The sequence below is a fragment of the Kitasatospora sp. NPDC101447 genome (genome assembly GCF_044767225.1).
Taxonomy (GTDB): domain Bacteria; phylum Actinomycetota; class Actinomycetes; order Streptomycetales; family Streptomycetaceae; genus Kitasatospora.
This window is the reverse complement of sequence record NZ_JBIWNL010000004.1, coordinates 16,166-38,245: the sequence shown is the minus strand read 5'-3', so window position 1 is coordinate 38,245 and position 22,080 is coordinate 16,166. Positions and strand designations below refer to the sequence as shown.

The window sequence follows — 22,080 nt, the reverse complement described above, 5'->3', positions numbered from 1 at the left end:
GGTCGGCGTTCCGTTCTCCTCGATGGCTCGACGCTACTCCGCATCCCGCATGCCGAGAAGTTCCGTCTCACATTCCGGCCCGGTGGCATCCCGCCCGTACCCGCTCGCCGTACCGTGGAGGCGCCCCCGACAGAACGGTCCCGCCCATGCCCGGCCAGCGCCCCTTCGTCCTGCTGAGCGCCGCCGTGTCGCTCGACGGCCACCTCGACGACGCCTCCCCCGAGCGGCTGCTGCTGTCCAACGCCGCCGACTTCGACCGGGTGGACGAGGAGCGCGCGGCCGCCGACGCGATCCTGGTCGGCGGCAACACCCTGCGCGCCGACAACCCGCGACTGCTGGTCAACGACCCCGCGCGCCGGTCCGCCCGGCTGGCGGCGGGCCGGACGGAGCACCCGCTGAAGGTCACCCTCAGCGCGAGCGGCGACCTCGGCGCCGACCTGCGGTTCTGGCACACCGGCGGCGCCAAGCTCGCCTACACCACGGACGCCGGGGCGGCGGTCCTGCGCCCCCGGCTGGACGGGCGGGCCGAGGTGGTCGCGCTCGGCGGCGCGGTGGACCTCGGCGCGGTGCTGGACGACCTGGGCGCGCGCGGAGTGCGCCGGCTGATGGTCGAGGGCGGCGGGGGCGTGCACACCCAGTTCCTGGCCCTGGGCCTCGCGGACGAGCTGCAGCTGGCCGTCGCCCCGCTGCTGGTCGGCCAGGCCGAGGCGCCCCGGTTCGTCCGCCCGGCCGCCTTCCCGGGCGGCCCGGCCCGGCGGATGCGGCTGCTGGAGGCACGTACCGTGGGCGACGTCGTCCTGCTCAGGTACGCCCCGAAGGAGCCCGCGCCGTGAACCGCCCCGCGACCACCGACCTCGACCACCTGCGCCGGGCCGTCGAACTCTCCCGCCGCTGCCCGCCGTCCGAGACGGCGTTCTCGGTGGGCGCGGTGATCGTCGGCGCCGACGGCCGGGTGCTGGCGGAGGGCTACAGCCGGGAGACGGACCCGCACAACCACGCCGAGGAGGCGGCCCTGGCCAAGCTCCCGGCCGACGACCCCCGGCTGCGCGGGGCGACCGTCTACAGCTCGCTGGAGCCCTGCGGGCAGCGCGCCTCACGGCCGGTGCCGTGCGCCCGCCGGCTGATCGCGGCGGGCGTGCCGCGAGTGGTGGTCGCCTGGCGCGAGCCGGACCTCTTCGTCACCGACTGCCAGGGCACCGCCCTGCTGGAGGCGGCCGGGGTCGAGGTGGTGGAGCTTCCGGAGCTGGCCGAGGAGGCTCGCGCGGTCAACGCCCACCTGCTCGGTTGATCTTTTGTATCATCGAGGAACAAACAGCTGTCGTTCCGTTTCCGTCGAGGAGCCCCCCATGGAGCCCCCCATGCCCGCCGCCCCCACCCGGCTGACCGCCCGCGCCCTCCTCCTGGACATGGACGGCACCCTGGTCAACTCCGACGCCGTGGTCGAACGCTGGTGGAGCCGCTGGGCCGTGCAGAACGGCCTGGACCCGGCCGAGGTGCTCTCCGTCGCCCACGGCCGCCAGGGCCACGCCACCATGGCCGCCCTGCTGCCCGACCGCCCGGTCGAGGTCAACCTCGCCGAGAACGCGCGGATGCTCGACCACGAACGCGGCGACACCGACGGCGTCGTCCCGGTGCCCGGCGCCGCCACCTTCCTCGCCTCGCTGGCCCGCCTCCCGCACGCCCTGGTGACCTCCGCCGACCAGCCGCTCGCCCGCGTCCGGATGGACGCCGCCGGGCTGCCGCTGCCGCCCGTCCTGATCACCGCCGAGTCCGTCGGTGCCAGCAAGCCGGACCCGGAGGGCTTCCTCAAGGGCGCCGCCGCCCTCGGCTTCGCGCCCGCCGACTGCCTCGCCTTCGAGGACTCCGGCGCCGGCATCGCCGCCGCGAAGGCGGCCGGCATCCGCGTCGTCGGCATCGGCCCCCGCGCCACCGCCCACCACCCGGACGCCCACGCCGACACCCTCACCGCGGTCACCGTCACGCCCGCCCCGGACGGCCTGCTCACCGTCACCGTCGGCTGACCACCCGCCGACGCCGGACCGCCCGCCCCCGTGCGTACGGGGGCGGGCGGTCCGGTCACGCATCAGCCGTCACACGTTGAAGCGGAACAGCACGCCACGGCCGGGGATCAGTAGTGGTAGCGGGCCGCCAGGATGATGATTTCCCGGTCGGTGACCAGATAGACGAGGCGGTGCTCGTCATCGATCCGCCGCGACCAGACCCCCGGCAGGTGGTACTTCAGCGGCTCGGGCTTGCCGATCCCGGTGAACGGATCGCGCAGGACGTCCTCGATCAGCTTGTTGATCCTCGCGAGCATCTTGCGATCGTTCTTCAGCCAGGACGTGTAGTCCTCCCAGCCCTGCTCTTCGAAGACGAGCCTCACTCGACACCCCGCCCGGCATCAGCCGAGTCGGGGTCGATGAGCGTGCGCTCGGAGAGCCCTATACCGTTCAGCGCGTTGTCGTACGCCTTGAGCAGGCGACGCGCATTCGCCGGCGAACGCAGGAGGTACGAGCCCTCACGCAGGGCGGCGTAGTCCTCGGCCGAGACGAGCACGGCATTTCCGTGCTTGGACACGATCTCGATGGCGTCGTGATCCTCGTTGACCTTCTTGATCAACGGAAAGAGATCCCTGCGGGCCTCGCTCGCGGTGATGGACATGGCGCGTACCCCCTTCGGCGAGTGGTACCGAATAACGTACCACTCAGGCGCGCTTCCGAGTGGGTCGGCGACCGTTGGGGACACCCGAAAGTCAGCACCAAGTCAGCACGGCAACGAGGAGAGGGCCGGACTCCGTGGAGTCCGACCCTCTCCGACCTGCACACTTGCCACGTCACGTGGCATGCAGCAGTGGCCCGATCACACGTTGAAGCGGAACTCCACCACGTCGCCGTCCTGCATGACGTACTCCTTGCCCTCGATGCGGGCCTTGCCCTTGGAGCGGGCCTCGGCGATCGAGCCGGACTCGACGAGGTCGGCGAAGGAGATCACCTCGGCCTTGATGAAGCCCTTCTGGAAGTCGGTGTGGATGACACCGGCGGCCTCGGGGGCGGTGGCGCCCTTCTTGATGGTCCAGGCCCGGGTCTCCTTGGGGCCGGCCGTCAGGTAGGTCTGCAGGCCGAGGGTGTCGAAGCCGACCCGGGCGAGCGTGGCGAGGCCGGGCTCCTCCTGGCCCATGGACTGGAGGAGTTCGAGGGCCTCGGCGTCGTCCAGCTCGATCAGCTCGGACTCGATCTTGGCGTTGAGGAAGATCGCCTCGGCCGGGGCGACCAGCTCGCGCTGGGCGTTCTTAAAGTCCTCGTCGACCAGTTCGTCCTCGTCCACGTTGAAGACGTAGAGGAAGGGCTTGGCGGTCAGCAGGTGGAGCTCGCGGATCGGGGCGGTGTCGAAGCCGGCCTCGAAGAGGGTCTTGCCGGTCTCCAGGATCGCCTGCGCGGCCTCGGCGGCGGCCAGCACCGGGGCGGTGTCCTTCTTGAGGCGCGCCTCCTTCTGCAGCCGCGGCAGGACCTTCTCGATGGTCTGGAGGTCGGCCAGGATCAGCTCGGTGTGGATGGTCTCGATGTCGTCCTTGGGCGACACCTTGCCGTCCACGTGCACCACGTCCGGGTCGGTGAAGGCGCGCACGACCTGGCAGATCGCGTCCGACTCGCGGATGTTGGCGAGGAACTTGTTGCCCAGGCCCTCGCCCTCGCTGGCGCCGCGCACGATGCCGGCGATGTCGACGAAGTCGACGGTCGCCGGGAGGATGCGCTGGGAGCCGAAGATCCCGGCGAGCTTGGCCAGCCGCTCGTCCGGGACGCCGACCACGCCCACGTTCGGCTCGATGGTGGCGAACGGGTAGTTGGCCGCCAGCACGTCGTTCTTGGTCAGGGCGTTGAACAGGGTCGACTTGCCGACGTTCGGCAGGCCGACGATTCCGATCGTGAGCGACATGAAGCGCAGTCCCGTGGGCTTGGAGGAGTTGGGTCGGCACCGTACGGGCCGACCCCCAAGTCTACGGGCAGCGCCCGCGCTGCCTCACGCCTCGGTCGACGCCGCCCGGGGCTCCAGGAACTCCAGCCGGTTGCCCAGCGTGTCGGCGCTGTGGAAGCGCCGGTGGCCGGGCAGGTTGTCGTCCCAGAGCACCTCGTGGCCGTGCGCGGCGAGGCGCTCGGCCAGTGCGTCCAGCGAGTGCACCAGGATCCCGGGGTGCCCCTTGCGGGACGGGCGGAAGTCCGGGGTCACGCCCAGGTGCACCTCGACGCCACCGCCGCGGAACCAGCAGCCGCCGCGGGCGGCGAGCACCGGCGGCTTCTCCAGCTCGGCCATGCCGAGCACGCCGGACCAGAACGCCCGGCACTCGTCCTCGGCGCCGGCCGGGATGTCGAGCTGGACGTGGTCGAGCCGTTCGAACGTGAAACCGGTCATGTGCACCCCCGTGGGACGATCCGATGATCATGATGTGTCGGCTCGGCCGGGCAGGTCAGCCGCCCGATCGACGATCACATGACTAAGCCATCCGGAGACACGGGGCAAGACCTGAACGGTCCATTACACAGTGTGGCGATGATCGGACCGTACGTTGGGCGGGTGGAGCAGCGCATCCGAACCCAGCCGCCAGGGCCCAGACGCCGTCCGCCGAACGGCGCGGCCGCAGCCTCCGTCCCCGGTCCAGGCCGGGCTCCCGAGACGGCCGGGTCCGCCCCCGCCTCCCGACTACGGCCGGTGACCGGCCCCTCCGGACCCGCCCGCCCGGCCGGCCCGCGGCTGCGGCTGCCGCTGCGCGGGCGCGGCGACGAGCAGCCGTACGGGCGGCGCCGGACCGGTCGGCCGACCCGGCTGACGGCCATCGGAGCCGGCGTGGTCGCCGTCCTGGCCACGCTCGCGGTGGCGGGCCTGGACCGGCTGCTCTTCGGCGACCTCGGCTGGCTGTTCGGCCTCGGCTACCTGGTGGTCTGCTTCCAGCTGGCCGTCCGGGTCCGCTACGTCGACCTGCTGGCCGCGCCGATCAGCGGGCCGATCGCCTTCGCCGCGGCCCTGCTGCTGCTCGCACCGGTCGGCTCCTCGGGCGTCACCGCCCAGGTGGTCTCGCTCGCGACCGGGCTGGCCCTGCGGGCCGGCTGGCTGTTCTCCGGCACCGGGCTCGCCGCGCTGATCGTGCTCGCGCGCTTCGTCGCCCAGCGCCGGTTCCACCGCTCCCGCTGAACCCGCTCCCGCCGGCCCCGGGGCGGGAGCGGTCGATCCGGCGGAAGCGGCCGATCCGGCGCTCGCGTTGAACCGGCCACAGCGGACCGGCCACAGCGGAGCGGCCCGGCGAACCGGACTGACCACCCGGCGCGGGCCTCAGCCCGCCGCGCGGGCCGCCGCCATCGCGGCCCCGACGATGCCCGCGTCGTTGCGCAGCTCCGCGGGCACCACCCCCGCCTCGCGCTCCTTCAGCAGCGGCAGGAACTTCTCGTGCTTGCGGCTCACCCCGCCGCCGATCACGATCAGCTGCGGCGAGAACAGCATCTCCACCAGGTCCAGGTACTCGTCGACCCGCCCGGCCCACTGCGCCCAGTTCAGCCCGTGCCGCTCCTTGGCAGCCGAGGAGGCCCGCCGCTCGGCGTCCTTGCCGCGCAGTTCGAGGTGGCCCAGCTCGGTGTTGGGCACCAGCGCGCCGTCCACGAAGAGCGCGCTGCCGATGCCGGTGCCGAAGGTGAGCACCATGACGACGCCGGAGCGCCCGCGGCCCGCGCCGTGCGTGGTCTCGGCGAGGCCGGCCGCGTCGGCGTCGTTGAGGACGGTCGCCGGCAGGTCCAGCGCCTCGCGGAACAGGCCCTCGGCGTCCACGCCGATCCAGCCCTTGTCCACGTTGGCCGCCGTCCTGGTCCGGCCGTCGACCACCACGCCGGGGAAGGTCAGCCCGACCGGGCCCCGGTGGTCGAAGTGGCGGACCACCTCGCACACGGCGGCGACCACGGCTTCGGGGGCGGACGGCTGCGGGGTGAGCACCTTGTACCGCTCCTCGGCGAGCGCGCCCCGGGCGAGGTCGACCGGTGCGCCCTTGATGCCCGAGCCGCCGATGTCCACGCCGAATACCGCCGTCATCACGTCCACCCTCCGCTGTCGCCGCGGACCCGCTTGTCCACAGCCTGTGAACAAAGCTACGAGAGCACGCACGGGCCCGCACCGCAAAGAGCGGCGCAGGCCGGCACCGCGGAGAGCAGGACGCAGCAGGCAGGCCGCACAGCAAAGGACCCGGCACCCCGCGAGGGGGTGCCGGGTCCTCCGGAAGCGTCAGAGCTTGCCGGCCGCCTCGGCGCGCAGGTCGCGGCGCAGCTCCTTGGGCAGCGAGAAGGTCAGGTGCTCCTCGGCGGTCTTGACGGTCTCGACCGTGTCGTAACCGCGCGCGGCCAGGAATTCGAGCACGCCCTCGACCAGGATCTCCGGGACGGAGGCGCCGCTGGTCAGGCCGACGGTGCCGACGCCCTCCAGCCACTCCTCGCGGATCTCCTCGGCGAAGTCCACCAGGTGGGCGGCCTTGGCGCCGTACTCCAGGCCGACCTCGACCAGGCGGACCGAGTTGGAGGAGTTCTTGGAGCCGACCACGATCAGCAGGTCGGTCTCGGGGGCCATCTGCTTGACCGCGACCTGGCGGTTCTGGGTCGCGTAGCAGATGTCGTCGCTGGGCGGGCTGACCAGCGCCGGGAAGCGCTTCTTCAGCTCGCCGACGGTGGCCATGGTCTCGTCCACCGACAGGGTGGTCTGGGACAGCCAGACGACCCGGGACTCGTCCCGGACCTGCACGTTGGCGACGTCCTCGGCACCGTCCACCAGGTGGATCCGGTCCGGGGCCTCGCCCATGGTGCCGATGACCTCCTCGTGGCCCTCGTGACCCACCAGCAGGATGTCGAAGCCCTCGTCGGCGAAGCGCACGGCCTCCTTGTGCACCTTGGTGACCAGGGGGCAGGTGGCGTCGATGGTGGCGAGCCTGCCGGCCCGCGCCTCGTCGTGGACGGACGGCGCGACGCCGTGCGCGGAGAAGACCACGATCGAGCCCTCGGGCACCTCCTCCGTCTCGTCGACGAAGATCGCGCCCTTCTTCTCCAGGGTCTGCACCACGTACTTGTTGTGGACGATCTGCTTGCGGACGTAGATGGGCGCCCCGTACTGCTCCAGGGCCTTCTCCACGGCGATCACGGCGCGGTCGACGCCCGCGCAGTAGCCCCGGGGGGCGGCGAGCAGGACACGGCGCGGCGCGGTGTTGGACATGGCTCCATCGTACGGGCGGCAGCGGGCGGCGCCGCCCGGGGCGGGCAGCCGCGCCGACAACGGGCATTTTCCGTACAGACCCGATCACAAGTGCTCAAATGTGGTGTCTATGAGCTCTGCGAGCGAGCAGGCGACGCCGAGCGGCCTGCGCCGCAGCCTGGGCGTCCGCGATCTGATGGTCTACGGGCTGCTGTTCATCGCCCCGATGGCCCCGGTCGGCGTGTTCGGCGTGCTGGACGCCAAGAGCCACGGGGCCGTCGCCACGGTGTACCTGGTCGCCACGGTGGCGATGGGATTCACCGCCTTCTCGTACGCCCAGATGGTGCGCGCGGTGCCGCAGACCGGGTCGGTGTTCGCCTACGCCCGGGCCGGGCTGGGCGAGGGGCCGGGGTTCATCGCCGGGTGGATGGCGATGCTCGACTACCTGCTGATCCCGGCGGTGGCCTACTTGTTCTCCGGGATCGCGCTGCACTCGCTGGTGCCGGGCGTCTCGCGCTGGGTGTGGACGGCGATCGCGGTCGTGGTGACCACCGCGCTCAACCTGGTCGGGGTGCGGACGGCGGCGGCGGTCGGCTTCGCGGTGCTCGCGATGGAGATCGCGGTGCTGCTGGTGTTCGTGGTGGCGGCCGTGGTGGCGCTGGCCCAGGACGGCGCCCGGCGGGGCTGGGACACCCCCTTCACCGCCGTCGGCGGCTTCTCGTCGACCGCCGTGGTCGCGGCGGTGTCCGTCGCGGTGCTCTCCTACCTGGGCTTCGACGCGATCGCGACCTTCGTGGAGGAGGCGGTCGGCGCCTCGGAGGCGGTCGCCCGGGCGCTGCTCTGGTGCCTGGCGCTGGCCGGGGTGCTGTTCGTGACGCAGACCTACCTGGCGGCGCTGCTGGAGCCGCTGGGTCCGCGGCAGCTGGCGGCCGATCCGGTGGCGCAGGGCTCGGCCTTCTACGACACGGTGGAGAGCGGCATCGGGCACTGGCTGCACGTGCTGGTGGCGGCGAGCAAGGCGATCGGCGCGGCCTTCGCGGCCCTGGCCGGGCAGGCCGCGGCCGGGCGGCTGGTCTTCGCGATGGCCCGGGACGGACGGCTGCCGCGCGTGCTCGGCTCGGTCGACCCGGCCAGTGCGGTGCCGCGCCGGGCGCTGCTCGCCGCCGCGGTGATCACGATGGCGGCGGCGGTCTGGGCGGCGAACCGGGACGACGGCCTGGACCGGCTGACCTCGGTGGTGAACGTGGGCGCGCTGACCGCCTTCGCACTGCTGCAGGCCTCGGTGATCGGCTGGTACACCGTGCAGCACGGCTCGCGGGACCGGCTGCGGCACCTCGTCGTCCCGCTGCTGGGGATCGCCGTGATCGGCGCGGTGGTCTACGAGGCCTCGGCCACCGCCCAGCTGGTCGGGCTGGTCTGGCTGGCCGTCGGCCTGGTGGTGCTCGGAGTGCAGGGTTCGCCGGGCAGTGTCGGCAGGCGCCGCTAGCCTCGTCCCATGGCCAACACCAGCTCCCCCGAAGCCCCGCTCCCGGTCGGCAAGGTCTCCGCGCTGATCGGCGGTTGGATCGACCGGCTCGGCGCGGTGTGGGTGGAGGGGCAGATCACCCAGCTCAGCCGCCGCCCCGGGGCGGGCGTGGTGTTCCTGACCCTGCGGGACCCGCAGGCGGACGTGTCGCTCACGGTGACCTGCTTCCGCTCGGTGTTCGACCAGGTCGCGGACGTCGTGCAGGAGGGCGCGCGGGTCGTCGTGCACGCCAAGCCGGAGTGGTACGCGGCGCGCGGGCAGCTGTCGATGCGCGCCTCGGAGATCCGGCCGGTGGGCCTGGGCGAGCTGCTGGCGCGGCTGGAGCAGCTGAAGCGGCGGCTCGCCGGGGAGGGGCTGTTCGCGGCCGAGCGCAAGCGGCCGCTGCCGTTCCTGCCGCAGTGCGTCGGGCTGGTCACCGGGCGCGGCTCGGCGGCCGAGCGGGACGTGCTGGAGAACGCCCGGCGGCGCTGGCCGGCCGTCCGCTTCGAGGTGCGCAACGTCCCGGTGCAGGGGGTCAGCGCGGTGGAGCGGGTGAGCGCGGCGGTGCGGGAGCTGGACGAGCACCCCGAGGTGGACGTGATCATCGTGGCCCGGGGCGGCGGCAGCGTGGAGGACCTGCTGCCGTTCTCGGACGAGGGCCTGGTGCGGCTCGTCGCGGCCGCCCGTACGCCGGTGGTCAGCGCGATCGGGCACGAGCCCGACCAGCCGCTGCTGGACTTCGTCGCCGACCTGCGCGCCTCCACGCCGACCGATGCCGCCAAACGGGTGGTTCCGGACGTCGGCGAGGAGCTGGCCAAGGTCCGCCAGCTGCGCGACCGCGCCCGCCGGCACGTGCTGGCCCGGGTCGAGCGCGAGCAGCACGGGCTGGACGGGCTGCGCACCCGCCCGTCGCTGGCCGCCCCGCACCGGATGCTGGACGGACGCGGCCAGGAGGTGGAGGGCCTGCTGGAGCGGGCCCGGCGCACCCTGCGGCACCGGCTGGACCACGCGCAGAGCGACCTCGGGCACACCCTGGCCCGGGTGGTCGCGCTCTCCCCTGCGGCCACCCTGGAGCGCGGCTACGCGGTGCTCCAGCGGACGGACGGCACGGTGGTGACCGACCCGGCCCAGGTCGCGCCCGGCGAGGGGCTGCACGCCCGGGTCGCGGGTGGCGGCTTCCCGGTCACCGTGGCCGAGGAGGACTAGCGGTGTCCGTCCCACCCCCTACGCTGGCACGCATGGCAGAGCAGCAGGAGCAGCAGGACGCGGCGGCGGCCCCGAACCCGGACGACGCGCTGGGCTACGAGCACGCCCGGGACGCGCTGCTGGACGTGGTCCGGCAGCTGGAGAACGGCGGCACGTCGCTGGAGGAGTCGCTGGCCCTGTGGGAGCGCGGCGAGCAGCTGGCCAAGGTGTGCCAGCGCTGGCTGGACGGCGCCCGGGCCCGGCTGGACGCCGCACTGGCGGCCGAGGACGGCGGGGCCCCGGGCGGCGAGTGAGGCGGCCGGGGCGGGCGCGACCCGGCGGAGGACGTGAGGTGGATCACATCGACTTGGGGAATCGTTGAAGATTCACCTATGTTGGAGGAAGTGATCGGCCACGGCCGGTCACACCGACGAACCCCCCTCCCGCATGAGGTGCAGAAGCATGACCACCGACGCCCTGGTACTCGACGCCGCCGCTCAGGACCTGCTGTTCCGCGAGGCCCGCACCGCGAACACCTTCACCGACGAGCCGGTCTCCGAGGAGCAGGTCCAGGCCATCTACGACCTGGTCAAGTTCGGCCCGACCGCGTTCAACCAGCAGCCGCTGCGCGTCGTCCTGGTCCGCTCGGCCGAGGGCCGCGAGCGCCTCGTCCAGCACATGGCGGACGGCAACAAGGCCAAGACCGCCGCCGCCCCGCTGGTCGCCGTCCTCGCCGTGGACAACGAGTTCCACGAGGAGCTGCCGACCCAGCTGCCGCACTTCCCGCAGGCCAAGGACATGTTCTTCTCGGAGCGCAGCGTCCGCGAGCAGTCCGCCACGCTGAACGGCGCCCTGCAGGCCGCGTACTTCATCATCGGCGTGCGCGCCGCCGGCCTGGCCGCGGGCCCGATGACCGGCTTCGACGCCGAGGGCATCAACAAGGAGTTCTTCGGCGACGGCGAGCACTCGGTGCTGGCCGTGGTCAACATCGGCAAGCCGGGCGAGGACGCCTGGTTCCCGCGTTCGCCGCGCCTGGCGTACGACGAGGTCGTCACCACGGTCTGACCGGCCCGCGCGAAAGGGCCCCGCACCGGTTCGTCCGGTGCGGGGCCCTTCGGCGTTCGAGTGCGGGGCGGCGCTACTTGAGCGCCTGCGCCAGCTCGGCCAGCTCCTCGTAGGAGGCGGTGCCGGTGAGCACGGTCGTCCCGGAGCCGGTCTGCGCGGTCAGCGCGCGGGCCTTCTCGCCCTGGACCCGGTCCCAGGTGTGGCCGTCCACGTCGGAGGTGCCGTCCGGCTTGCCGCCGCGGACCTTGTCGGCGAGCAGCGAGTCGCGCGGCGCGTCGCTCTGCTCGACCGCCGCGTACTGGCCGGACGGCGTCACGAAGCCCAGGTGCCAGGCGTTGCCCTTGCCGTTGCTCTGGTCGGCCGAGCGGTAGCTGACCGAGGTGGCCCGCCACTTGTCGGACAGCCCGTCCGGGGAGAGCAGCGGGTACGGCGCGGCACGCTTGGCGGTGGCCGCGGCCACCTTGTACTCGACCACGTGCACCGGATCGCCGTCGGCGTCGTGCGGGAGGAAGAGGTACCCGATCCAGACGACGAAACCGACCGCCACCATCGACAGGACCATGTCCCGTACGGTCTGGCGACCCCTCATGCCCTTGCTCTCTGCAGCCACCCCCACATGGTGACTCATCCACACAACGGCACGGCCACCCGGGGTGCCCACGTACGGGTGAACCGGGACGAAGCGGTGGTTTTCGCCTGAGCATGGCGACCCGCGCCACAGACAGTCATCTCGTGGGCAGATACGATCGCAGAACCCTCACCACGGCGTTCGACCAGGCAGTAGTCGGGCGCTCACTGGCCGTCGCGTACAGAGAGGTAACGACGATGACCACGCAGTACCCGCACCACCTTCCCAGCGCCCTGGAGGTCGCGCCCGAGGCTCCGGACCGGAACCTCGCGCTCGAACTCGTCCGGGTCACCGAGGCGGCCGCGATGGCCGCTGGCCGGTGGGTCGGCCGTGGCGACAAGAACGGCGCGGACGGCGCGGCCGTCAAGGCGATGCGCACCCTCGTCTCGACCGTCTCGATGAACGGCGTCGTCGTCATCGGCGAGGGCGAGAAGGACGAAGCCCCGATGCTCTACAACGGCGAGCGGGTCGGCGACGGCACCGGCGCCGAGTGCGACGTCGCGGTGGACCCGGTGGACGGCACCACCCTCACCGCCAAGGGCATGAACAACGCCGTGGCCGTGCTGGCCGTGGCCGACCGCGGCACCATGTTCGACCCCAGCGCCGTGTTCTACATGGACAAGCTGGTGGCCGGCCCGGAGGCCGCCGAGTTCGTCGACATCACCGCCCCGGCGGCGGTGAACATCCGCCGGGTCGCCAAGGCCAAGGGCAGCGCCGTCGAGGACGTCACCGTCGTCGTGCTCGACCGCCCGCGCCACGACGGCCTGGTCCGGGAGATCCGCGAGGCGGGCGCCCGGATCAAGTTCATCTCCGACGGCGACGTGGCCGGCGCCATCATGGCCGCCCGCGAGGGCACCGGCGTCGACCTGCTGATGGGCGTCGGCGGCACCCCGGAGGGCATCATCGCGGCCTGCGCGATGAAGTGCATGGGCGGCGTGATCCAGGGCCGGCTGTGGCCCAAGGACGACGCCGAGCGGCAGAAGGCCCTGGACGCCGGCCACGACCTGGACCGGGTGCTCACCACCGACGACCTGGTCAGCGGCGAGAACGTGTTCTTCGTCGCCACCGGCATCACCGACGGCGAACTGCTGCGCGGTGTGCACTACCGCTCGGAGACCGCCACCACCAGCTCGCTGGTGATGCGTTCCAAGAGCGGCACCATCCGCGAGATCAACTCCACCCACAAGCTCTCGAAGCTGCGGGCCTACAGCGCGATCGACTTCGACCGCGCCAACTGACGAACCGGAAACGGCGCGTCCTGCGGACAGCAGGCAGCGGCCCCGGCGGAATCCCCCTCCGCCGGGGCCGCGGCACGTCCGGCCCCGGGCCCCCGGCCCCGCGGCGCCCGACTCCCGGGTCTTCGGCCCGCCGTCACCCGGCTATCCGGCGCCCGGCGGCCGCCGTCACCCGGGCCGCCTCGCGCAGCTCGCCGTCCCGGCGCCGCCGCCGGGCCAGCACCACCCGCCGCTCGGCGGCCGTCAGCCCGCCCCAGACGCCGTACGGCTCCGGCTGGGCCAGCGCGTGCTCGCGGCACTCCAGCAGCACCGGGCAGCGGGCACAGACCTGCTTGGCCTGCTCCTCGCGGGACAGCCGGGCCGCCGTGGGCTCCTTGGAGGGCGCGAAGAACAGCCCCACCTCATCCCGCCGGCACGCCGCGCCGGTGTGCCAGGGGTCGTCCTCGCCCGCGGGGGCACCCGTCGGGCCGCCCGGGGGCTGCGGCTGCGGGCGGACGCCGGGCCGGCGCTCCAGCAGCTGCGCGGCGGCGACTGGCGAGGTGGTGCGGGACTCGATCGGATGCAGCACGGCCGTACTCCTGACGAGGCTCTCGGACACGGGGAACCCCGCTCCCCTGCCCGGCTGCGAGCCCCCGCTGTCCAACCCTCCGGAACGGCCGCTCGGCCGCCTCCGGTGCGCAGCCGTACAAGAAGCGATGTGCGGAAGGAACTACCCCGCCCGGCCGCGATTCATGCACACTGCACGCAATCGACTACGGAGTGCACCGGCCACAACGTCAAGCGCCCGACCGGGAGTTGGCTCCCGGTCGGGCGCTGTGCTGGTCAACAGGGTTTACTCGGTGCCGAGTTGGCGGCGAACCCACTCCTTGAGCTTCTTGCCCCGGCGCGGCTTGGCGGTGCAACCGCCGAACATCGCAAGGCCCTTGACCCGGACGACCGGAGCGTACGGGTCCGCGGCGGTCTGCTCGCGGACGTCGAAGCCGCCGAACAGGCCGACCCCGCCGCCCTGCAGGCTGACGTTCTCCGGCACCCGGACCTCGACCCCGCCGAACATCGCCATCACCACGATCTCGACCTCGGGCGACTCGAAGACCGCGTCGCTCAGGTCGATCTCCACCCCGCCGAACGCGGCGAAGGCCTTCAGGTGCGAACCCACCCGCCAGCGGCCCTTGCGGGACGCGCCGCCGAAGATCGCCACCACCGCCGGCGACTCCTGCCGCGCGGGCGGCTGGGGCGTCGGGGCCGCCGCACCCAGCGGCTGCTTCTCGAAGGACAGCGGCCGGGCCGGCAGGTCCCGGGTCAGCGGCGCCAGGTCGCCGAAGGTCTTGGCGGCGTACGCGGCCTCGATGCGCTCCGCGTGCTCGTCCGCGTCCAGGCGCCCCTCGGCGTAGGCGTCGCGCAGCAGCTCCGCGATCTTCTCCCGGTCGGCGTCCGAGACGCGCATCTCCGCCTGCGCCGCCGGCGTGTGCGACGGTTGCGGCTCGGCCCCGGGCTTCGCCTCCGGCCTTGGTTCGGGCTTGAGTTCGGACTTGGTCATCGGTACGGGCGCCGGCACCGGCTGCCCCGGATCGTCGTGCGACGGCGAGTTGTCCACGGGGGCCAGCCTAGTCGCTCGCACTACTGCCCGAGTGAGCCCGGTCACGCAAGGCTGACCTGTCCGCAGGACGGCTCCGGCCGGGTCCTACCCTGGATGGTGCTTCGCCGACGCAGCCGGACCACTGGATAGCTAAGGACCGCCCCGATGGCTCCCACGCCAGACTTCGAGTACAGCGACCTGCTCCCCCTGGGCGCTGACCCGACCCCGTACCGCAAGCTCACCTCCGAGGGTGTCTCCACCGTCGAGGCGGGCGGTCGCACCTTCCTCCAGGTCGAGCCCGAGGCCCTGCGGCTGCTGACGGCCGAGGCGATGCACGACATCTCGCACTACCTGCGCCCCGCCCACCTCGCCCAGCTGCGCCGCATCCTGGACGACCCGGAGGCCAGCCCCAACGACCGCTTCGTCGCGCTCGACCTGCTGAAGAACGTCAACATCTCGGCCGGCGGCATCCTCCCGATGTGCCAGGACACCGGCACCGCGATCGTCATGGGCAAGCGCGGCCAGAACGTGCTCACCCAGGGCGGCGACGAGTCCGCCATCGCGCGCGGCGTGTACGACGCGTACACCGAGCTCAACCTGCGCTACTCCCAGATGGCCCCGGTGACCATGTGGGACGAGAAGAACACCGGCAACAACCTGCCGGCCCAGATCGAGCTGTACGCCACCGACGGCGACGCGTACAAGTTCCTCTTCATGGCCAAGGGCGGCGGCTCCGCCAACAAGTCGTACCTGTACCAGGAGACCAAGGCCATCCTGAACGAGGCGAGCATGCTCTCGTTCCTGGAGCAGAAGATCCGCTCGCTCGGCACCGCGGCCTGCCCGCCGTACCACCTGGCCATCGTGATCGGCGGCACCAGCGCCGAGTTCGCGCTGAAGACCGCCAAGTACGCCTCGGCGCACTACCTGGACAACCTGCCGACCTCGGGCAACGCCAAGACCGGCCACGGCTTCCGCGACCTGGAGCTGGAGGCCAAGGTCACCGAGCTGACCCAGAAGATCGGCATCGGCGCCCAGTTCGGCGGCAAGTACTTCTGCCACGACGTGCGCGTGGTGCGCCTGCCGCGCCACGGCGCCTCGCTGCCGGTCGCCATGGCCGTCTCCTGCTCCGCCGACCGCCAGGCGCTGGGCAAGATCACCGCCGAGGGCGTCTTCCTGGAGCAGCTGGAGACCGACCCGGCGAAGTACCTGCCGGACACCACCGACGAACACCTCGACGACGACGTGGTGCGCATCGACCTCGACCAGCCGATGTCCGCGATCCGCGCCGAGCTCTCCAAGTACCCGGTGAAGACCCGCCTCTCGCTCACCGGCACCCTGGTCGTCGCCCGCGACATCGCCCACGCCAAGATCAAGGAGCGCCTGGACGCCGGCGAGGGCATGCCCAAGTACCTGCAGGACCACCCGGTCTACTACGCGGGCCCGGCCAAGACCCCCGAGGGCTACGCCTCCGGCTCCTTCGGCCCCACCACGGCCGGCCGGATGGACTCCTACGTCGACCAGTTCCAGGCGGCCGGCGGCTCGATGGTCATGCTCGCCAAGGGCAACCGCAGCAAGCAGGTCACCGACGCCTGCGCCGAGCACGGCGGCTTCTACCTCGGCTCCATCGGCGGCCCGGCGGCCCGCCTCGCCCAGGACTGCATCAAGAAGGTCGAGGTGCTGGAGTACGCCGAGCTCGGCATGGAGGCCGTCTGGCGCATCGAGGTCGAGGACTTCCCGGCGTTCATCGTGGTGGACGACAAGGGCAACGACTTCTTCCGCGAGACCACGGAAGGCCCGCTGATCACCAACCTGCGGGTCCGCTCGAAGGAGTAGCCCGCACGCCCGGGGAATGACCCCGCACGCCCCCAGACCGCCCCGGCCGCCCTGCGACCGGGGCGGTCTTCTCGTGGCGCATGGTACGGAGAACTCGTACCATCGCGGTACGGGGACACGGTACGCAGATGGAGGCACGACGGTGGCGATCAGCGCAAGCGAGGCCCGCACGCAGCTCTTCCCGTTGATCAAGAAGGTCAACGACGACCACGCCCCCATAAGGATCACCTCGAAGAGCGGGGACGCGGTCCTCATGTCCGCCGAGGACTACGACTCGTGGCAGGAGACGATCCACCTCCTGCGCTCACCTGCCAACGCCCAGCGGCTCATGGAGGCCGTCGCCCGCGATCGGGCCGGTCAGGCCGGCGTCAGCCGGACCATGGAGGAGCTGGAATCCCTGGCGGGAGAGGTGTGAGGAGCGCCCACTTCGACCCGGACGCCTGGGAGGACTTCCTGTTCTGGCTCGCGTCGAACCGGAAGATGGCCCAGCGGATCACCCGCCTCATCGGCGAGATCCAGCGCGACCCGTTCGGTGGCATCGGGAAGCCCGAACCGCTGAAGGGCGACCTGGCCGGCTACTGGTCCCGCCGGATCGATGACGAGCACCGACTGGTGTACCGGGCCGACGAGAAGGAAGTGAAGGTCCTCAAGGCCCGCTACCACTACCAGTAGCAGCAGCCGAGCGACAGGCGCTCACGCGTCGAAGTCGTACTCCAGGACGTAGGAGGCGGCGTCCAGGATCATCTCGTTGAGCTCGACCACCTGGCCCTCGTCGGCGAAGGCGGTGCGGCAGATCAGGATCACCGGGGTGCCGGCGGACAGCTCCAGGCGGGTGGACTCCTCCCCGCTGGGCATCCGGGAGCGGACCTCCTCGCGGAAGTGCACGGGCTTGGCGCCGATCTCGGCCAGCCGGGCATAGGTGCCGCCGGGGCCGGTGTCCTCGCGGGTGATCGCGGTACCGGCGACCAGACCGGCGGGCAGGTAGGAGGTGGAGAGCAGCACCGGCTTGCCGTCCAGCACGAAGCGGCGGTTCCGTACGCACATCGCGGCACCCGGGTCCACGCCGAGCACCCGGGAGACGTGCTCGGGCGCGCCCCGCTCGGTGACGGACACCTGGTCGACCACCAGGCTGCGGTTGTCGATGTCGGCCGACCATATCGACCGGCCGGACCCCCACTGCCCCTGCGCCAGCCGCTGGATGCCGCGCCGGCGCAGCGGCCGGAAGTCCCGCACGAACACCCCGGCGCCGCGGCGCGCCTCGGCGATGCCCTCGCTCTGCAGCACGCCCAGTGCCTGGCGGGCGGTCATCCGGGCCACGCCGTACTCGTCCATGAGGTCGTTCTCGCCGGGCAGGCGGTCGCCCGCGCGGTACCGGCCGGTGTCGATGGCCGCCTTCAGCGCGTCGGCGATCCGCTGGTACTTGGGCTGCTTGTCGCCACTGCTGCCGGTCATCGCCGCTCCCTCTGCCTCGGACAAATCGTAGGCGCGCCCGCGGCCGCTAGTAAGCCGATACGACCGTTGACATCTCTAGAGATATTAGCTTCTCTAGAGATGCTGGCCAGTCGCCTACCGAGCGAGGAGCACAGCGGTGAGCATCCGACAGCGCAACGCCCCGGCCTACCGACCGCACGTGGGTGAACTCGTCCTCGACCGGAGGACCGGACGCACCGGCATCTACATGGACACCATCGGCGGCGAGCACTACCTGCGCCCCGAGGGCGGCGGCCTCGAATGGGCCGCCGAACCGCACCACGTCTCGCCCGTTCCCGGGCCCCTCGATTCGGCTGAATGACTTCGCCTCCGGTAATTCCGGCGAAATCCCCGCGAACAGTTACATTCCGGACCCTGCTATCCCACCGGTGAATCCGGAATTCCGGAACGCCCCGCGCACACCGCCGGGCACGTTACGGATGACACCGGTCACCATGCGTGCACCGGGAACGGGAATCGGCCACCGGCGCACCGGCGCACGAACCGGCGTGCACATAACCGACAGCACCCCCGCGCCCGGACGGGGCACGGGGGCACTCGGACCGCGCGGGTTACGGGTGGCCGGCGATCATGCCCTCCGGCTCGTAGACCTGGCCCGACTTGTCGGTGGCCGGCGTGGCGGGCTCCACCACGTGGTCGGCCTCGTCACCGAAGAAGTCGTTCTCGATCGCGTTCTTCTGCGCGTCCGTCGGCGCGGTGTACTCGGTCGGGTTCGAGGACGCGGCCACCGCGACCTCGACAGCCTTGCCCGCCTCCACAGCGGCGGCCGGGGCCTCGGTCTTCGCCTCGTTCTCGGGCGTCGACGCCACCGGGGTCTCGCTCTGGTCGTTGGCCATTGGGCGGCCGCCTTTCGGTCATCAATTGTGTCCAGCCCGACCTCCGTGGCGCGGGCGCCGGGACAGTATCGTAGGGTTGATTAAATGTCCGATAAACATCGTGCGACTTGCGGCGCTGTCCGGCAGAGTCAGGCGCCCGCCTAAGCTGAAGCACCGCGGCGGACCGCCGAGCGCCCTTTCACGGAATCGACACCACAGGCCACCGGGGGACTTCATGGAGTTTCGGGAGACGCCGCAGGGCCCTGCGCTGCGCTTCCAAGTCCTCGGTCCGGTTCAGGCCTGGCTCGACGGAAAGCCCCTCTCCCTCGGCTCCCCCCAGCAGCAGGCGGTTCTGACCACCCTTCTGCTGCACTCAGGCCGCCCGGTCACCACCCAGGACCTGGTCGACTCCCTCTGGGGCGACCGGCCTCCGGCCCAGGCCGTGGCCGCGCTCCGCACCTACATCTCACGCCTGCGCTCCGTCATCGAGCCCCGACGGGAGGTGCGCCGCCCCGCCGAACTCCTGGTCTCGGTCGCCGACGGCTACGCACTGCGCGTCCCGGGCGAGGCGCTCGACCTGACGGTCTTCGAGCGGCTCTCCTCCGAGGCCTCGGCCGCCCGCACGACCGGCGACAAGCACGAAGCGCACCAGTTGCTGACGCAGGCGCTGGCCATGTTCAGCGGCCGACCCCTCACCGGCATTCCGGGCCCCTACGCCGACGCCCAGCGGCTGCGACTGGGAGAACGCCAGGTGGCGGCCTCGGAGGAGCTGTGCACCGTCGCCCTCGACATCGGCCTGCACGCGGAGATCGTCGGCGAGCTCAACACCCTGACGGCCGAACACCCGCTGCGCGAGCGGCTGCGCGAGCTGCTGATGCTGGCGCTGTACCGCTGCGGGCGCCAGGCCGAGGCGCTCGGCGTCTACACCGACACCCGCAAGCTGCTGATCGAGGAGCTCGGGGTCGAGCCGGGTGCGGGCCTGTCCGCGATCCACACCCGCATCCTGGCGGCCGATCCCGATCTCGTCCTTCCGGCCGCACCCGCCCCCGCGCCCCGCGAGGAGGGTCCGGCCGCTCCGCCGGCTCCGGCTCAACTGCCCGCTGACGTCTCGGACTTCAGCGGTCGAACGGAACTGGTGGGCGACCTCTCCACCGTCCTGATGAACGCCACCGGCCAGGCCGTGGTGGTCACCTCCCTGGCCGGAATCGGCGGCGTCGGCAAGACCACCCTCGCGGTGCACGTCGCCCATCGCGTCCGCGCCGAGTTCCCGGACGGCCAGCTGTACGTCGACCTGCGCGGGGCCGGCGCCTCGCCCGCCGACCCGGTCGTCGTCCTCGGCGACTTTTTGCACGCCCTCGGTGTCACCGAGAACCCCGACTCACTCGAACAGCGCGCCGCCCTCTACCGCTCGCTGCTCGCCAACCGGCGGATGCTCATCCTGCTCGACAACGCGCGGGACGCCGACCAGATCCGACCGCTGATCCCCGGCGTCTCCGGCTGCGCCGTGCTCGCCACCAGTCGCTCCCGGCTGGCCGGCATCCCGGGCGCCCAGCTGTTCGACGTGGAGGAGCTGACCCCGGACGAGGCGCTGGCGCTCTTCTCGGCCATCGTCGGCGAGCAGCGGGTCGCCGCCGAGTCGGAAGCGGCCATGAAGGTGGTCGCCGCCTGTGGCTTCCTGCCGCTCGCCGTCCGCATCGCCGCCGCCCGGCTGGCCAGCCGACCGCGCTGGAGCGTCTCCGACCTGGCCCGCCGGTTAGCGGACCAGCGCCGACGGCTGGACGAACTCCAACTCGGCAACCTCGCCGTGGAGACCACCATCGGGCTCGGCTACGGACAGCTGTCCACCGACGAGGCCCGCGCCTTTCGACTCCTCGCCCTGATCGACTCCCCCGACATCCCGCTGGCGGCCGCCGCGGCGCTGCTCGGCGTGGACGAGTACACCGCCGAAGACCTCGCGGAGGCGCTGGTCGAGGCGAACATGCTGGAGTGCTTCACCCCGGGCCGCTACCGCTACCACGACCTGCTCCGGCTGTACGCCCAGCGGCAGAACGAGCGGATCGGGGACGCCGCGGAGCAGGAACAGGCGGTGCTGCGGCTGCTCGACCTGCTCGTTCCGACCGTCCGCAACGCGGCCCAGGTCATCGAGCCCGACGACCGGCTCCCGGAACCGCTCAATCCGTTGAGTTCCTCGGGCCTGGACCTGCCGACGAGCCAGGACGCGCGGCAATGGCTCCGGACCGAGATCACCTTCCTGCTCAGCACGGTCGAGGCAGCCGTCCGAGGGCCGGGCTTCGTCCTGCGACCGGCCGTCGACCTGCTGATCGTCCTGAACAGCCTGGTCGGGGATCCCACCCACGGCTCCCGCGTGCGCGGCTCCCTGGAGACCGCCGAACAGAATGCCGCTGCCTCCGGGGACTCCGCCGCGCTCGCCCGGGTGCACTTCGCCTTCGGGACGCTCCAGTCGATCACCAATGACTTCCAGGGCGCCGAACGGTCGCTCCGGAACAGCCTGAGCCTTCAGGGTGCCGAGGAGATGACCATTCTGCGGTCGGCGGCGACGAATCATCTGGGCATCATCCTCAGCCTGACGAACCGCCCGGCCGAGGCCATCTCGTTCTTCGAGCAGGCCCTCGCCATCAGCCGGGTGGTGCGCGTTCCGATCAACGAGGCCCGGCTGCTCGGCAACATGGCCCGGGCGCAACTGAGACTGGGCGACACCGAGACGGCGGTGCGCTCGGTCATCGAAGCGGTCACGACGGCCCGGACGTCGAGGAACGGCCCGTGCCTCGCCGACACCCTCTACCAAACGGGCGTGGTGCTCTCCTCCACCGATGAGCCGGGAGCAGCCGTCGAGTACCTGCGCGAGGCGCACCAGCTGTTCCAGTCCCACCAGAACCCCCTCTGGGAGGGCTACACCCTGGCCCGCCTCGCCTCCGCCCTGCTCGCCGCCGGGCAACACGCCGACGCCGCCGAGGCGGCCGGCGAGTCGCTCGCGATCGGCCAGGAGATGGACTCCGCCTACTGCCAGGGCCTGGCCAACGCCGCGCTGGGCGAGGCGTTGCTCGCCCTCGCCCAGCCCGCTCGCGGGCTCGCGTGCCTCCAGGAGGCGCACGCGATCTTCACGCGGCTCGGTGTGCCGGAGGCCTCCCCCGTGGCGGACCTCATCGCCCAGCAGCACACCGAGCCCTTCTCTCCCCCCGCGCCGTAAGGCCTCCGCTCCCCACGGAGAACCTCCCCCGATCCGCGCGTCGGCGCTCCCGCAGCCCCCCGGCTGCGGGAGCGCCCTCAACGCTTCCCCGGCGCTGGACTCCACTGTGCACCGGACCGATTGACGTTCGATAAACGACCGACAGTCTGCCTGCGGACCGGAGAAACCGCAGGTCAGCGGCGCCACCCCGGCGCGCCGTACGGCGTGCGGGGTCCGGCGCACCACCCCTGCCCGCACCGTCGTGCTTCCGCAACCCCGGCCACATCGACCCAAGCGCGACGAGTTGGCCGGAAAGGGACCCCACGACGCAGTGATCACGCATATTCTC

General features: G+C 72.1%; 23 protein-coding genes and 1 pseudogene. 13 read left to right on the top strand and 11 right to left on the bottom strand.

All coding sequences use genetic code 11. The features are described from left to right. Nucleotides 1–146 precede the first annotated feature (146 nt). Both ACIRST_RS07240 and ACIRST_RS07235 read left to right on the top strand, forming a co-directional pair. Nucleotides 147–1,288 (top strand): annotated as a pseudogene (locus ACIRST_RS07240) (dihydrofolate reductase family protein). Nucleotides 1,289–1,346: 58 nt separating this feature from the next. Then, nucleotides 1,347–2,021, top strand: coding sequence for an HAD-IA family hydrolase (locus tag ACIRST_RS07235; RefSeq protein ID WP_402800658.1), 675 nt, complete (start codon nucleotides 1,347–1,349; stop codon nucleotides 2,019–2,021). A gap of 107 nt (nucleotides 2,022–2,128) precedes the next feature. Here the strand turns inward: ACIRST_RS07235 and ACIRST_RS07230 are convergent, their stop codons facing one another. The 4 genes from ACIRST_RS07230 to ACIRST_RS07215 all read right to left on the bottom strand — a co-directional run bounded on the left by ACIRST_RS07230 (nucleotide 2,129) and on the right by ACIRST_RS07215 (nucleotide 4,407). Further along, on the bottom strand, nucleotides 2,129–2,383 hold the full coding sequence (locus tag ACIRST_RS07230; protein ID WP_350522180.1) for a Txe/YoeB family addiction module toxin: 255 nt from the start codon (nucleotides 2,381–2,383) through the stop codon (nucleotides 2,129–2,131). Next, nucleotides 2,380–2,661 carry a type II toxin-antitoxin system prevent-host-death family antitoxin gene (locus tag ACIRST_RS07225; protein ID WP_329927349.1) on the bottom strand — a complete coding sequence of 94 codons (282 nt, stop codon included), beginning with the start codon at nucleotides 2,659–2,661 and terminating at the stop codon, nucleotides 2,380–2,382. The genes ACIRST_RS07230 and ACIRST_RS07225 overlap by 4 nt, the downstream gene beginning before the upstream one ends. Before the next feature lie 198 nt (nucleotides 2,662–2,859). Further along, nucleotides 2,860–3,933, bottom strand: a complete 1,074-nt coding sequence (ychF, locus tag ACIRST_RS07220; protein WP_350522181.1) for a redox-regulated ATPase YchF — start codon at nucleotides 3,931–3,933, stop codon at nucleotides 2,860–2,862. Between the two features lie 84 nt (nucleotides 3,934–4,017). Continuing rightward, nucleotides 4,018–4,407, bottom strand: a complete 390-nt coding sequence (locus ACIRST_RS07215; protein WP_402800657.1) for a VOC family protein — start codon at nucleotides 4,405–4,407, stop codon at nucleotides 4,018–4,020. 297 nt (nucleotides 4,408–4,704) lie between these two features. Here ACIRST_RS07215 and ACIRST_RS07210 point away from each other — a divergent pair, with 297 nt between their 5' ends. Beyond that, nucleotides 4,705–5,184 carry a DUF6542 domain-containing protein gene (locus ACIRST_RS07210; protein WP_350522183.1) on the top strand — a complete coding sequence of 160 codons (480 nt, stop codon included), beginning with the start codon at nucleotides 4,705–4,707 and terminating at the stop codon, nucleotides 5,182–5,184. Between the two features lie 138 nt (nucleotides 5,185–5,322). Here the strand turns inward: ACIRST_RS07210 and ppgK are convergent, their stop codons facing one another. Together ppgK and ACIRST_RS07200 are read right to left on the bottom strand one after the other, a co-directional pair. Continuing rightward, nucleotides 5,323–6,069, bottom strand: coding sequence for a polyphosphate--glucose phosphotransferase (gene ppgK / locus ACIRST_RS07205; RefSeq protein ID WP_350522184.1), 747 nt, complete (start codon nucleotides 6,067–6,069; stop codon nucleotides 5,323–5,325). A 189-nt stretch (nucleotides 6,070–6,258) separates the two neighbouring features. Further along, on the bottom strand, nucleotides 6,259–7,233 hold the full coding sequence (locus ACIRST_RS07200; protein ID WP_350522185.1) for a 4-hydroxy-3-methylbut-2-enyl diphosphate reductase: 975 nt from the start codon (nucleotides 7,231–7,233) through the stop codon (nucleotides 6,259–6,261). A gap of 109 nt (nucleotides 7,234–7,342) precedes the next feature. On the opposite strand from ACIRST_RS07200, the gene ACIRST_RS07195 reads away from it, so the two are divergent. The 4 genes from ACIRST_RS07195 to ACIRST_RS07180 all read left to right on the top strand — a co-directional run bounded on the left by ACIRST_RS07195 (nucleotide 7,343) and on the right by ACIRST_RS07180 (nucleotide 10,966). Next, nucleotides 7,343–8,698, top strand: a complete 1,356-nt coding sequence (locus ACIRST_RS07195; RefSeq protein ID WP_402800655.1) for an APC family permease — start codon at nucleotides 7,343–7,345, stop codon at nucleotides 8,696–8,698. A 9-nt stretch (nucleotides 8,699–8,707) separates the two neighbouring features. After that, complete coding sequence (xseA, locus tag ACIRST_RS07190) at nucleotides 8,708–9,922, top strand: exodeoxyribonuclease VII large subunit (protein WP_350522187.1); 1,215 nt, start codon at nucleotides 8,708–8,710, stop codon at nucleotides 9,920–9,922. 32 nt (nucleotides 9,923–9,954) lie between these two features. Then, nucleotides 9,955–10,215, top strand: coding sequence for an exodeoxyribonuclease VII small subunit (locus ACIRST_RS07185; protein ID WP_350522188.1), 261 nt, complete (start codon nucleotides 9,955–9,957; stop codon nucleotides 10,213–10,215). Nucleotides 10,216–10,363: 148 nt separating this feature from the next. Then, entirely contained in the window at nucleotides 10,364–10,966 is a 603-nt protein-coding gene (locus tag ACIRST_RS07180) for a malonic semialdehyde reductase (protein WP_350522189.1), read from the top strand. 73 nt (nucleotides 10,967–11,039) lie between these two features. On the opposite strand, the gene ACIRST_RS07175 is transcribed toward ACIRST_RS07180, so the two are convergent. Continuing rightward, a complete protein-coding gene (locus ACIRST_RS07175) occupies nucleotides 11,040–11,576 on the bottom strand; it encodes a DUF4245 domain-containing protein (protein WP_350522190.1) in 537 nt (178 codons plus the stop codon). Between the two features lie 215 nt (nucleotides 11,577–11,791). On the opposite strand from ACIRST_RS07175, the gene glpX reads away from it, so the two are divergent. Then, the gene (glpX, locus tag ACIRST_RS07170; RefSeq protein ID WP_224283188.1) at nucleotides 11,792–12,832 is read left to right on the top strand and encodes a class II fructose-bisphosphatase; all 1,041 of its coding nucleotides are present in this window, start codon (nucleotides 11,792–11,794) and stop codon (nucleotides 12,830–12,832) included. A 133-nt stretch (nucleotides 12,833–12,965) separates the two neighbouring features. Here glpX and ACIRST_RS07165 read toward each other — a convergent pair whose 3' ends face one another. Together ACIRST_RS07165 and ACIRST_RS07160 are read right to left on the bottom strand one after the other, a co-directional pair. Then, nucleotides 12,966–13,397 (bottom strand): WhiB family transcriptional regulator, encoded by a 432-nt coding sequence (locus ACIRST_RS07165; protein WP_350522191.1) that lies wholly within the window; start codon nucleotides 13,395–13,397, stop codon nucleotides 12,966–12,968. Nucleotides 13,398–13,661: 264 nt separating this feature from the next. Next, nucleotides 13,662–14,423, bottom strand: coding sequence for a DUF1707 domain-containing protein (locus ACIRST_RS07160; RefSeq protein ID WP_402800653.1), 762 nt, complete (start codon nucleotides 14,421–14,423; stop codon nucleotides 13,662–13,664). Between the two features lie 147 nt (nucleotides 14,424–14,570). On the opposite strand from ACIRST_RS07160, the gene ACIRST_RS07155 reads away from it, so the two are divergent. The 3 genes from ACIRST_RS07155 to ACIRST_RS07145 all read left to right on the top strand — a co-directional run bounded on the left by ACIRST_RS07155 (nucleotide 14,571) and on the right by ACIRST_RS07145 (nucleotide 16,910). Next, entirely contained in the window at nucleotides 14,571–16,238 is a 1,668-nt protein-coding gene (locus ACIRST_RS07155) for a fumarate hydratase (RefSeq protein WP_350522193.1), read from the top strand. Nucleotides 16,239–16,380: 142 nt separating this feature from the next. Next, nucleotides 16,381–16,653, top strand: a complete 273-nt coding sequence (locus ACIRST_RS07150; RefSeq protein WP_396544644.1) for a type II toxin-antitoxin system Phd/YefM family antitoxin — start codon at nucleotides 16,381–16,383, stop codon at nucleotides 16,651–16,653. Further along, entirely contained in the window at nucleotides 16,650–16,910 is a 261-nt protein-coding gene (locus ACIRST_RS07145; protein ID WP_402800652.1) for a Txe/YoeB family addiction module toxin, read from the top strand. Before ACIRST_RS07150 ends, ACIRST_RS07145 begins: the two co-directional genes overlap by 4 nt. A 21-nt stretch (nucleotides 16,911–16,931) precedes the next feature. Here the strand turns inward: ACIRST_RS07145 and ACIRST_RS07140 are convergent, their stop codons facing one another. After that, on the bottom strand, nucleotides 16,932–17,690 hold the full coding sequence (locus ACIRST_RS07140; protein ID WP_350522196.1) for a GntR family transcriptional regulator: 759 nt from the start codon (nucleotides 17,688–17,690) through the stop codon (nucleotides 16,932–16,934). Nucleotides 17,691–17,826: 136 nt separating this feature from the next. Between ACIRST_RS07140 and ACIRST_RS07135 the strand changes: the two genes are divergently transcribed. Beyond that, nucleotides 17,827–18,030, top strand: coding sequence for a hypothetical protein (locus ACIRST_RS07135; protein WP_350522197.1), 204 nt, complete (start codon nucleotides 17,827–17,829; stop codon nucleotides 18,028–18,030). Between the two features lie 250 nt (nucleotides 18,031–18,280). Here ACIRST_RS07135 and ACIRST_RS07130 read toward each other — a convergent pair whose 3' ends face one another. Beyond that, nucleotides 18,281–18,565, bottom strand: a complete 285-nt coding sequence (locus ACIRST_RS07130) for a hypothetical protein (RefSeq protein ID WP_402800651.1) — start codon at nucleotides 18,563–18,565, stop codon at nucleotides 18,281–18,283. Between the two features lie 214 nt (nucleotides 18,566–18,779). Here ACIRST_RS07130 and ACIRST_RS07125 point away from each other — a divergent pair, with 214 nt between their 5' ends. Next, a complete protein-coding gene (locus ACIRST_RS07125) occupies nucleotides 18,780–21,752 on the top strand; it encodes an AfsR/SARP family transcriptional regulator (protein WP_402800650.1) in 2,973 nt (990 codons plus the stop codon). Nucleotides 21,753–22,080 lie beyond the last annotated feature (328 nt).